The organism is Cupriavidus sp. 22TCCZM04-2, from assembly GCF_057798895.1.
In genome coordinates this window covers 15,775-28,217 of sequence record NZ_JBYOJS010000034.1, presented here as the reverse complement: position 1 = coordinate 28,217, position 12,443 = coordinate 15,775, and the positions used below count along the sequence as shown (strand labels likewise).

The 12,443-nt window shown below is 64.7% G+C and carries 6 protein-coding genes and 1 rRNA gene; 4 read left to right on the top strand and 3 right to left on the bottom strand.

From position 1 onward, the window contains the following. Positions 1-6 precede the first annotated feature (6 nt). From AC3FKG_RS29025 to AC3FKG_RS29015, 3 genes are all read right to left on the bottom strand, one after another. A 16S ribosomal RNA gene (locus tag AC3FKG_RS29025) occupies positions 7-1,538 on the bottom strand. A gap of 529 nt (positions 1,539-2,067) precedes the next feature. Continuing rightward, entirely contained in the window at positions 2,068-2,967 is a 900-nt protein-coding gene (locus AC3FKG_RS29020) for a hypothetical protein (RefSeq protein ID WP_488744794.1), read from the bottom strand. Between the two features lie 19 nt (positions 2,968-2,986). Continuing rightward, positions 2,987-4,405 (bottom strand): sensor domain-containing diguanylate cyclase, encoded by a 1,419-nt coding sequence (locus AC3FKG_RS29015; RefSeq protein WP_488744793.1) that lies wholly within the window; start codon positions 4,403-4,405, stop codon positions 2,987-2,989. A 459-nt stretch (positions 4,406-4,864) separates the two neighbouring features. Between AC3FKG_RS29015 and rpoD the strand changes: the two genes are divergently transcribed. The 4 genes from rpoD to AC3FKG_RS28995 all read left to right on the top strand — a co-directional run bounded on the left by rpoD (position 4,865) and on the right by AC3FKG_RS28995 (position 12,382). After that, the gene (rpoD, locus tag AC3FKG_RS29010) at positions 4,865-6,829 is read left to right on the top strand and encodes an RNA polymerase sigma factor RpoD (protein ID WP_483711328.1); all 1,965 of its coding nucleotides are present in this window, start codon (positions 4,865-4,867) and stop codon (positions 6,827-6,829) included. A 318-nt stretch (positions 6,830-7,147) separates the two neighbouring features. Further along, entirely contained in the window at positions 7,148-7,729 is a 582-nt protein-coding gene (locus AC3FKG_RS29005; protein ID WP_488744792.1) for a DUF2760 domain-containing protein, read from the top strand. Then, the gene (locus AC3FKG_RS29000) at positions 7,726-9,573 is read left to right on the top strand and encodes an Hsp70 family protein (protein WP_488744791.1); all 1,848 of its coding nucleotides are present in this window, start codon (positions 7,726-7,728) and stop codon (positions 9,571-9,573) included. Before AC3FKG_RS29005 ends, AC3FKG_RS29000 begins: the two co-directional genes overlap by 4 nt. A 28-nt stretch (positions 9,574-9,601) precedes the next feature. After that, positions 9,602-12,382 carry an Hsp70 family protein gene (locus AC3FKG_RS28995; RefSeq protein WP_488744790.1) on the top strand — a complete coding sequence of 927 codons (2,781 nt, stop codon included), beginning with the start codon at positions 9,602-9,604 and terminating at the stop codon, positions 12,380-12,382. Positions 12,383-12,443: the final 61 nt, after the last annotated feature.

The window sequence follows — 12,443 nt, the reverse complement described above, 5'->3', positions numbered from 1 at the left end:
CTCTGGAAAGGAGGTGATCCAGCCGCACCTTCCGATACGGCTACCTTGTTACGACTTCACCCCAGTCATGAACCCTGCCGTGGTAATCGCCCTCCTTGCGGTTAGGCTAACTACTTCTGGCAAAACCCACTCCCATGGTGTGACGGGCGGTGTGTACAAGACCCGGGAACGTATTCACCGCGGCATGCTGATCCGCGATTACTAGCGATTCCAGCTTCACGTAGTCGAGTTGCAGACTACGATCCGGACTACGATGCGTTTTCTGGGATTAGCTCCCCCTCGCGGGTTGGCAACCCTCTGTACGCACCATTGTATGACGTGTGAAGCCCTACCCATAAGGGCCATGAGGACTTGACGTCATCCCCACCTTCCTCCGGTTTGTCACCGGCAGTCTCTCTAGAGTGCCCTTTCGTAGCAACTAGAGACAAGGGTTGCGCTCGTTGCGGGACTTAACCCAACATCTCACGACACGAGCTGACGACAGCCATGCAGCACCTGTGTCCACTTTCCCTTTCGGGCACCTAATGCATCTCTGCTTCGTTAGTGGCATGTCAAGGGTAGGTAAGGTTTTTCGCGTTGCATCGAATTAATCCACATCATCCACCGCTTGTGCGGGTCCCCGTCAATTCCTTTGAGTTTTAATCTTGCGACCGTACTCCCCAGGCGGTCAACTTCACGCGTTAGCTACGTTACTGAAGAAATGAATCCCCAACAACTAGTTGACATCGTTTAGGGCGTGGACTACCAGGGTATCTAATCCTGTTTGCTCCCCACGCTTTCGTGCATGAGCGTCAGTGACGTCCCAGGGGGCTGCCTTCGCCATCGGTATTCCTCCACATCTCTACGCATTTCACTGCTACACGTGGAATTCTACCCCCCTCTGACATACTCTAGCCTGACAGTCACAAGCGCCATTCCCAAGTTAAGCTCGGGGATTTCACGCCTGTCTTATCAAACCGCCTGCGCACGCTTTACGCCCAGTAATTCCGATTAACGCTCGCACCCTACGTATTACCGCGGCTGCTGGCACGTAGTTAGCCGGTGCTTATTCTTCCGGTACCGTCATCCCCCCGCCGTATTAGGGCAGAGGTTTTCTTTCCGGACAAAAGTGCTTTACAACCCGAAGGCCTTCTTCACACACGCGGCATTGCTGGATCAGGGTTGCCCCCATTGTCCAAAATTCCCCACTGCTGCCTCCCGTAGGAGTCTGGGCCGTGTCTCAGTCCCAGTGTGGCTGATCGTCCTCTCAGACCAGCTACTGATCGTCGCCTTGGTAGGCCTTTACCCCACCAACTAGCTAATCAGACATCGGCCGCTCCTATCGCGCGAGGCCTTGCGGTCCCCCGCTTTCACCCTCAGGTCGTATGCGGTATTAGCTAATCTTTCGACTAGTTATCCCCCACGACAGGGCACGTTCCGATGTATTACTCACCCGTTCGCCACTCGCCACCAGGCCGAAGCCCGTGCTGCCGTTCGACTTGCATGTGTAAGGCATGCCGCCAGCGTTCAATCTGAGCCAGGATCAAACTCTTCAGTTCAATCTCTGTGTGGACCCGAAGGTCCTCGCTCTTTCGAGCGGTCGCTCACTCTCAGAAAACTGACTGACCAGATCCGAAAATCCAGTCACGTTTTGCTGTGCGAGCACTGATAACTTTTAAGCTAAAAGACCGAAGTCTTTCGCATCCGCTATCAAGCGCCCACACTTATCGGTTGTTTGATTGTTAAAGAACTGCGCAACCGGCTTTGCCGTTTTGCGTCGCTGCGTTTGCGTCAGCAGCGAAGGAACGAGACTTTAAAGAACTTTCTTCGGTTAATCAAGCTTTTCGAGAAATTTCTTTTTTTCCGGCTATTTTGCTGCCGGGTTCGTTCCTGCAACCTGCCTTCGCCTCGACGCTTTGCAGCGGAGCCTCCAACAGAAGGGAGCGGATGTTAATCGCTTGCCCCCTGACTGGCAAGCCCCTTTTATGAGAACGGGAATAGGAGACTTTTTGAACACAAAAGCCCCTCTGATTTGTGATGCCTGGACTACGTCACAGCAATTGGGACGCCATCAGGTAGGTCCCCGCGCTATTGCGCCTGGTCCGAGGCTCCAGCCAGCTGCTCGACGACTGTCGTGACAATGTGCTGCACCTTGCCCTCCTCGGACACGTCCTGGCGCATCACCATGCGATTGGCCGGGCAATACCAGTCCGTGACCCGCATGCTCGTAGGCTTCGTCACGATCTGCTCGCCCGCAACCACCATGGGCCCAAGGGAAGTCGTGCGCACATACTCGATTGGCACGCATTCCGACTGACCCAGCGCGGTGCGCATGATTTCGCGCTTGCCCACTCGGCGCGATGTCACCGACACCGTCGCGTGCGGAGCGATGAGCTTGCCCGCCTCATCCCCGGAATCGCGCGAAAAGATGGTGAAGGACGCGCTGGCGTCGACGGTTTCACCAGGAAGCACGTCGCCTTCGCGCAGTGGCAGGCCCTGATACTGGTTATCAAGCAACCCCACCGCGTCAATGGTGGTCGTTCCGTAAAGACGCGCATAACGCGCCCATGCATTGACGGTTGCCTGCCCCGAGATACTGGCAGGCGATCCGTTGGCGGCGGGCCGCAGCAGCACGCGTTGCTGTTGCTCGGTCACCACCGGCGGCCCCATCAATGCAGCCAACGCTGTCTTGGAGTGAATCTCGATGTCGGCCTGGCAGCCCGCCTCCGTCGGCAATGGCGGCCGCAGTATGGTCTTGCGGGACAGCGGCATGGTGCCGTCCGCCTCCATCTGTATGCGTGCTCCGCGTGGAAACCAGATGGTACGGCAAACGTCCTCGTAGCCCTGCGCAGCGGGCTCCTCGGCCCCGGCGGACTGCGCAGTGGCTGCAAGAACGCCGGTAACCAGGCAGACCAGGCCGCGCCGGGACTGACGCTTCAGCAAGAAAATAGGCGCATTTCGCATGATCGGGATACCCGTTGTTTGCAAGCCTGAACGCGTCAGGACGTCAGGATTCGATCCGGTTGCGACCGCCCTTCTTTGCACGGTACAGCGCCAGGTCACTGCGCGACAACGGGGCTTCGGCATTGGCATCCGCCGCCGTCAGGAGCGTGACACCAATGCTGACCGTCAGGTCGATCCGCTGGTCCTGCTCGATCAGCGGGTACTCGGCAATACGCTGCTGGATCCGTCCCGCCACGCCAATCGCGCCGCGCAAATCGGCACCATCGAGCAGGATCCCGAATTCCTCGCCTCCGAGGCGCCCCGCCATGTCGTCGGGCCGCAAATGCGCGCGCAGGATGCTGCCGAAGTGACGCAGCGCGCGATCCCCGACCCCATGGCCCCAGCGGTCGTTGATCGACTTGAAATGGTCGAGATCGCACATCATGAGCGCCACGCCGGCGCCGCGGCCGATCTGCAGGCTGGCGAGCCGCGCCTCGATTTGCATCATGAAGTGCCGCCGGTTCGGTAGCCCGGTCAGGCTGTCGATGGTCGCAAGTTCCTGCAGCTCCGCTTCGATGCGCTTGCGCTCGGTCACGTCCGTGATGAAGCCATGCCACAGGGTGCTGCCATCAGGCAAGCGCTGCGGCCTGGCATCGCCCTGGCGCCAGCGCAGGCCCTGCATCGGCAACTGCACTCGATACTCCAGATGCCATGGCGAGAGTTGTGCGGCTGAAGCACCAAACGAGGCATGATAAGCAGCCAGATCGGCAGGATGAATCAACGCATCGATGCACGACGCATCCGCAGCCACCTGGGCCGGCGTCAGCTCGTATATATCCCTGATACCAGCGCTGGCGTAGGAGAAATACGACCGTCCCCCGGGCCTGGCGCGGTACTGGAACACCAGCCCCGGCACTTCGTTCGTCAGGTTCGTGACCAGGTTGACGGCCTCGCGCAGGCTCTCCGACATGGTGCGCAGCGAAGTGATGTCGGTGGTCGTGCCGACCATGCGCAGCGCGCGGCCCTCACTGTCGCGGTCCACGACCTTGCCCCGGCTGCAGATCCACTTGTAGCTGCCATCGCGGCACCGGATCCGGTGTTCGACCTCATAGCTGTCGCTCTGACCATCGAAATGGGCCTGCATCGTCGCCTTGACGTACTCGAGGTCGTCGGGATGAAGACGCAGGTAGCTGTCCTCGATCCGGCTCGACACCTCCCAGTCGGCATAGCCGAGCATGGATTTCCAGCCGCTTGAGTAGTGGATTTCGCCCGTTGCCACATTCCGGTCCCAGATGCCGGTGCCGCTGCCCGCAATGGCAAGCGCAAGCAGCCGTTCCCGCTTGCGCAGCGATTCGAGCTCTTCCCCGAAAGGTCCCGTGGTCCGGGAAACGGCCGTCGGTGCGTCTGCGGATGTCGGCGGTGCAAGCATACGGGCGGTCCGGGAGGCGATCTGAGGGCGAGTATACATGGGCCGATCCGCCACTTGCCAGTGTTGCGCGCTAGCCTTGCGTCACATGGCGATTCAATTGTTGTCTTACCCAGAATCCTGACCAGAGGTATACTGCTAGGTTGCCGCAGCGAGTCCCGGGGTATCGGGTGAGGCTGTATTCGGGGGCCGTCCGCGCTTCTCGGGGTCCTGATTGGCGCCGTATCGAATGCAGGGCTTTGCGCCCCTGTGGTTGGTGTGGCGGGCAAGATGGGGCGCAAACAGATCGTGAACGTCGGGAGTGCTCCCGGCCCATCCAGGCCTTTGCAAGCGCACCCGACATGCTGCAACGCAACAAACGCTGTAGAATATACGCCCCCTGCTCACGGACAACACGGCCTTTTTGGCTCATCGCCACGCCCAATGCCGATCCGATGCCTTGACAGCAGGCCAGAAAACGCACGCAATGCGTGCACGCTGCAATCAAAACGCGATTCACGAAGGAAACAGCAGTAGATGACGAGCGGTCCACAACGAACGGCTGCCAAAGGCCGCGATGCAGGTACAGTCAAAGCCCTTGGCGCCTCGGCGGAATCCATGTCGCCGGACGAAGTCAACGCGCGCAGCCAGCAGTTGCGTGCCCTGATCCAGCTGGGAAGGCAGCGTGGGTATCTGACCCACGCGGACATCAGCGACCATCTGCAAGAGAACTTCACCGACACGGCGGCGATGGAAAGCATCGTCACCACGTTCGCCGAAATGGGCGTGAAGATCTTCGAGCAGACGCCCGATGCCGAGACGCTTCTGCTCAGCGACAACGCGGTGGTGGCGTCCGACGACCAGGCCGACGAAGAGGCCGAGGTAGCGCTGTCGACCGTGGACTCGGAGTTTGGCCGGACTACCGATCCGGTGCGCATGTACATGCGCGAAATGAGCTCCGCCACGCTGCTGACGCGCAAGGAAGAGGTCGAGCTCGCCAAGCGGATCGAGGAAGGCCTGAACAATATGGTGCATGCCATCTCGGCCTGCCCATCCACGATCGCGACCATCCTCGAACTGTCGGGCCGCGTTGCCAGCGGTGAAATGGGCATCGACGACCTGGTCGATGGCCTGAGCGACGAAACCGGCGCCGATGTCACCGTGAGCGCCAGCGCTGACGACACCGACGACGACAGCACCGACGCCTCGGACGATAGCGATGGCGACGAGGACGACGACGACGCCGACGACGGCAACAGCGCGCAGCAAAACGCTGAAGCCGACCTCGCCAAGCTGCGCGACGAATGCCTGAAGCGCTTTGCCCGCGTTGCCGAGCAGTTCGAGCGCATGCAGCAGGAAAGCGCGACCAACGGCACGGACTCGAAAGGCTTCGTGATCGCCCGCGATACCGTGCGTGAAGAACTGCGCACGATCCGCTTCACCGCGAAAACCATCGAACGCCTGTGCGCCGACGTCCAGAGCATGGTTGACGATGTCCGCGTGGTCGAGCGCCAGGTGGTCCAGCTGCTGGTCGATCGTTGCGGCATGGATCGCGAGGATGTCATCGCGCGCTTCCCGGGCAACGAGACCAACCTGAACTGGGGCCGCGACCTGGCCGCCGCATCGCGCCCGTACAGCGCTGCCGTGGCGCGCGCGCTGCCCGACCTGGAAGCCCATCAGCAAAAGCTGATCGACATCCAGGCCCGCGCGATCCTGCCGCTGGCCGAGCTGAAGGCGGTGAACCGCAAGATGCTGGCCGCCGAGCGCCAGATGCGCCAGGCCAAGCATGAGATGACGCAGGCCAACCTGCGCCTGGTGATCTCGATCGCCAAGAAGTACACGAACCGCGGCCTGCAGTTCCTGGACCTGATCCAGGAAGGCAATATCGGCCTGATGAAGGCCGTGGACAAGTTCGAGTACCGCCGCGGCTGGAAATTCTCCACGTACGCGACGTGGTGGGTGCGCCAGGCCGTGACGCGCGCGATTGCCGACCAGGCCCGCACGATCCGCGTCCCGGTCCACATGATCGAGCAGATCAACAAGCTCAACCGCCTGTCGCGCGAGCTCATGCAGCAGACCGGCAAGGAACCCGATCCGGCCGTGCTCGCCGAGCGCATGGACATGCCGGAGGAGAAGATCCGCGCGATCATGAAGATCGCCCGCGAACCGGTCTCGATGGAAACGCCGGTGGGTGAAGACGGTGACACGAGCCTGGGCGACATGATTGCCGACTCGGACACCGCAACGCCGGCCGACGCCGCGTTGCAGGCCAGCCTGCGCGAAGTCGTGCGTGAAATGCTCGACGAACTGACGCCGCGCGAGGCCAAGGTCCTGCGCATGCGCTTCGGCATCGACATGGCGACCGACTACACGCTGGAAGAAGTCGGCAAGCAGTTCGATGTGACGCGCGAGCGGATCCGCCAGATCGAAAGCAAGGCCATGCGCAAGCTGCGTCACCCGAGCCGCGCCGATCAGCTTATCACCTATCTGCGCGACGCGTGATCGGCACCCGGGCGGCCAGCTTGCGGACACCAGCTTGTGCCCGCCCGGAAGAAAAATGACTGCCGGCAGCCCTTGGGCTGCCGGTTTTCACATGTTCCGTCCCTTTGCGCAACGTCACGCGCTCGGTGGCGGGTGGCGGGTACGTGGCCAAACGACCGGCTGACATATTGGTTGGTGCAAAATTCCAGCTGGAATACTTGAGATTCGCCACGCGGTTCGCGCCGTGACGTTCCGATGCACCGGTCCGCGTGTCCCATCCGCTGCCCGCCGTGGCCGTAGGACAGCTCGTCCTTCAACAGAGCACACAGGAGTTTTTCCATGACTGACTCGAACATCCCATTCTTCGGCAGGATTTCGCTTGCCGTAAGCACCTTCTTTGCGATCCTGGGCGACGGCAAGCTCGCCGCGGATGTGCGGCGCCTGCGTACCGGCGGATTCCCCGCCGCTGCCCCGGCCCCCGTGGCGGCGCCTGTACCGGCTCCCGCTCCCGAACCGGCACCGGCCCCGGCTTTGAAAGAAGCGAGCCCCGTGGCCGCGCTGCAGCTGCTGGGCCTGCTCCAGCGCGATGCGCGATTCATCGACTTCGTCGAGGAAGACATCGCCGGCTATACCGACACCGAGATCGGCGCCGCCGCGCGGCTGGTGCACGACGGCTGCCGTGGCGTCCTGCGCGAGCATTTCACGATCCGTCCGGTGCGCGACGAAGCCGAGGGCAGCCGCGTCACGCTGGCTGACGGCTTCGACGCGACCGCCGTCCGCCTGACGGGCAACGTGGTCGGCAGCGCGCCGTTCCACGGCAGCCTCAGCCATCGCGGCTGGAAGGCCGAAGCAGTACGCTTGCCGCGCCTGGCCGAGCGCCATGACGCCACCGTCATCGCCCCTGCCGAGGTGGAACTATGAGCGACGCACGCTATGCCATCGGCATCGACCTGGGCACCACGCACAGCGCCCTCTCTTACGTCGACCTGAACGTCAGCGACGGCGAGAAAACGACTCAGCATGTCCTGCCGGTCCCGCAGCTCACCGGCCCCGGCGCCACGGAAGCACGGGATCTCCTGCCTTCGTTTCTCTACCTGCCGCACGCAAGCGAACTGGCGCCGGGCGACCTGGCGCTGCCGTGGAACGCCACGCGAGAGTTCGCCGTGGGCGAACTGGCCCGCAGCCGTGGTGCGGGCACGCCGATCCGCCTGGTATCGAGCGCGAAAAGCTGGCTTTGCCACCCCGGCGTGGACCGCCGCGCCGCCATCCTGCCCAACGATGCGCCGCCCGAGGTGCGGCGTATCTCGCCGCTGGACGCTTCGGTGCGCTACCTGACGCACCTGCGCGAGGCGTGGGACCACGCGCATCCCGACGCGCCGTTCGCCGAACAGGACGTCACGGTGACGATTCCCGCCTCGTTCGATCCGGCCGCGCGCGAACTGACCGCGGAGGCCGCCGCCGCGGCGGGTTATGCACGCATGACCCTGCTCGAAGAACCGCAGGCCGCGCTCTATAGCTGGATCGAGAAAAGCGCCGGCCAGTGGCGCAAGCAGGTGAACGTTGGCGACATCATCCTCGTGGTGGACGTCGGCGGCGGCACCACCGACCTGTCGCTGATCGCGGTGATCGAGCGCGATGGCAACCTCGAACTGCATCGCGTCGCCGTCGGCGAGCATATCCTGCTCGGTGGCGACAACATGGACCTGGCGCTGGCCCACGTGGTGGCGCGCAAGCTCGCGGCGCAAGGTACGCAAGCCGATCCCTGGCAGCTGCGCGCACTGACTTATGCCTGCCGCGCCGCCAAGGAGACGCTGCTCACCGACCCGGCCACCGACACGGTGCCGCTGGTCGTGCCGAGCCGTGGCTCCAAGCTGATCGGCGGCTCGATCCGCACGGACCTGACCCGCACCGAGCTGACCCAGATCATCCTGGAAGGCTTCTTCCCGCAAGTGGACGCGTCGGCCCGGCCGGTGAGCCGCGCGCGCGTCGGCCTGACGCAGCTCGGCCTGCCCTATGCGCAGGATGCTGCGGTGACGCGGCACCTTGCTGCGTTCCTCGGGCGCCAGGTCGGGGCGCTCGCGGAACTGGAAGGGATGCAGGCCACGCAGCCGGCGGACGCAACCTTCCTGCATCCGACCGCGGTCCTGTTCAACGGCGGCGTGTTCAAGTCCGGTCTGCTGGCCGACCGCATCCTGCAGACGCTGAACGGTTGGCTCGCTTCGGAAGGCGCAGCGCCGGCACGCCTGCTCGGCGGCGCCGAGCTGGACCTGGCCGTGGCCCGCGGTGCCGCTTACTACGGCTATGTGCGGCGCGGCAAGGGCGTGCGCATCCGCGGCGGCACGGCGCGCTCGTACTACATCGCCGTGGAATCGTCGATGCCCGCGGTGCCGGGCTTCGAGCCGCCGATCCAGGCGCTGTGCGTGGCGCCGTTCGGCATGGAGGAAGGCACCGACGCCGAACTGCCGCCGCAAGAATTCGGCCTGGTGGTGGGCGAGCCCGTTCACTTCCGCTTTTTCGGCTCGTCGGTGCGCCGCCAGGACCAGGTCGGCGCCCTGCTGGACTTCTGGAATGCCGAGGAACTGCAGGAACTGGAAGAGATCCAGGCCACCCTGCCGGCCGATGGCCGCACGCCCGGCGACGTGGTACCGGTCAGGCTGCACGCGCGCGTGACCGAAGCCGGCACGCTGGAACTGGAAGCCGTGCCGAGTGGCGGCACCGAGCGCTGGAAGGTCGAATTCGACGTGCGCGGCGGCGCGGATGCCTGAACCGTGGCCACAAACCAGCAATGAAACGATGAAGCGGTACACCGTCGGCATTGACCTCGGCACCAGCAATACCGTGGTGGCCTATGCGGAGACAGGATCGGATGACATCCGCGTCTTCGACATCGACCAGCTCGTGGGCCTCGGCGAAGTCGCCGCACGCCCCTTGCTGCCTTCGGTCCGCTACCACGCGGCGCCGGGTGAAATGAGCGGCGACGACCTGCAACTGCCGTGGCAATCGGCGGCCAGCGCTGCCGCGCGCCGCACGGTGTTCGGCCGGCTGGCGGCCGCGCTCGGCGCTCAGGTGCCTGGCAGGCTGGTGGCCAGTGCCAAGAGCTGGCTGTCGCATGCCGCGGTCGACCGCACCGCGCCCATCCTGCCCTGGGGCGCGGACGAGGAAGTCGGCAAGATCTCGCCGGTCGCGGCCAGTGCCAGCTACCTTGGCTACGTGGCTTCGGCGTGGAATCACCATTTTCCGGACGCAAGGCTGGAAGACCAGGACGTAGTCCTGACCGTGCCCGCGTCGTTCGACGAGGGCGCGCGCGCGCTGACGCTGGAAGCCGCGCGCATGGCCGGCCTGCCGGCGTTGCGCCTGCTCGAGGAACCGCAGGCCGCGCTCTACGACTGGCTGTTCCATCATCGCGAGACACTGGACGCGGACCTCTCGCAAACCCGGCTCGTCCTGATCTGCGACGTGGGCGGCGGCACGACCGACCTCACGCTGATCCGCGTCGACATGCAGGACGGGCAGCCGCAGCTGACGCGGATCGGCGTGGGCAACCACCTGATGCTCGGCGGCGACAATATGGATCTGGCGCTGGCGCACGTGGCCGAGGCGCGCCTGGGTCCCACGCAGGCGCGCTTGTCCGCGTCGGGCCTGTCCCAACTGGTCGCGCGCTGCCGCGCGGCGAAAGAACAACTGCTCAGCGCGCAGGCGCCGGAAGCGGTCACGGTCACGCTGCTCGGCGCGGGCGCCAAGCTGATCGGCGGCGCACGCTCGGTGGAAGTCACGCGGCACGAGGTCGAACAACTCGTCGTCGATGGCTTCTTCCCCAAGGTGTCATCGAGCGAGCGTCCGGGACGCGCACGCGGCGCCATTGTCGAATTCGGCCTGCCGTATGCGTCGGACCCCGCCGTGACGCGGCACGTAGCGGCGTTTCTCGGCCAGCACGCGGCGCAGTCGCGCTCGGCGCTGGACCTGCCGCAGACGCAGGGCGATGCCTTGCCAATGCCGGACACGCTCTTGCTCAACGGCGGCGTATTCCGGGCTGAGGCGCTTGCAAGCCGCATCGCCGACACCCTGGGCAGCTGGCGCGGTTCGCCGCTCAATGTCTTGCACAACGCCGACCCCGATGTCGCCGTGGCGCGCGGTGCGGTGGCCTATGCGCGCGCGCGTTCGGGACAGGCGCCACGCATCGGCGGCGGCTCGCCGCGCAGCTACTTCCTGATGCTCGAAGACGGCGCATCCGGCCAGCAAGGTATCTGCCTGCTGCCGCGCGGCACCGAGGAGGGCCAGGAGATCCACCTCAAGGACCGGACTTTCGCGTTGCGCCTCGGGCATCCGGTGCAGTTCCATTTGGTCTCGTCGGTCGCCGACAGCGCCTACCGGCCCGGCGAACTGGCGGATCTCGCGAGCGCGGACTTCGTTCGCCTGCCGCCGATCGCCACCGTCGTGCAGCCACGCGGGGCCAGCGGGCCGAAGGAAACGCCGGTGCAGATCACGACGTCGCTGACCGAGGTCGGCACGCTCGAAGTCCATTGCCACGAGATCGCCGATACGTCGCAGCGCTGGCGGCTCGAGTTCCAGCTCCGCGGCAATGAGGCGCCCGCCCCGGCGCCCACAACGGAAACGCTCCACCCTTCCCTGCCACAGGCCATCGAGACGATCGACCGCACCTTCGGCGCGCGTTCGCAAGGCGTTGATCCGAAGGAGGTCAAGCGGCTGCGCGCGCAACTCGAACAGTCGCTCGGAGCGCGCGAGCAATGGGACAGTGCGCTGCTGCGCGAACTGTTCGCTGCCTTCTGGGAGCGCGCCAAGCGGCGTCGACGCACCGCCGACCATGAGCGCCTGTGGCTAAACCTGGCCGGCTACTGCGTGCGGCCGGGCTTTGGCTATCCGCTCGACGCATGGCGCGTCGAACAGCTCTGGTCGCTGTATGACCAGGGCATCCAGTACGTCAACGAGACGCAGAACTGGTCGGAATGGTGGACGCTGTGGCGCCGCGCGGCCGGCGGTCTCGATGAAAGCGCGCAACTGCGCCTGCTCGACGACATGGCGTTCTCTCTGCAGCCTCCCGGCAGCGGGCACTACAAGAAGCCGGCCGGTCCGACGCGTTCCGGTTACGCCGACATGGTGCGGCTGGCCGGCTCGCTCGAGAACATTGCCGCCGACCGCAAGATCGAGGTCGCCGAATGGCTGCTGAAGCGCCTGCGCAAACCGTCTGAAAACAACCAGAGCTGGTGGGCCGTGGGACGGATCGGTGCACGCCGGCCGTTCTATGGCAGCGCCCATGGCGTCGTGCCGGCCGAGGTCGCCGCGCAATGGGTGGAGGCGATCCTTGCGCTCGACTGGAAGAAGGTGGAACCGGCCGCCTTCGCCGCCACGCAGATCGCGCGCATGACCGGCGACCGCACGCGCGACCTGCCTGACGAAACCCGCGCAGCCGTCGTGCGCCGGCTTGAAGCCGCCAACGCGCCGCAAAGCTGGGTCGCCATGGTGCGCGAGGCCGTGGAACTCGATGCGGCCGATGAAGGACGCGTCTTCGGCGAAGCGCTGCCGGCCGGCCTGAAGCTGATCGGCGGCGCTCCCTGACATAGCGTTGCCTGCGGCAGCACGCCGGGCGCGGCAGCACCCATGCCGCGCCTGGCGGATA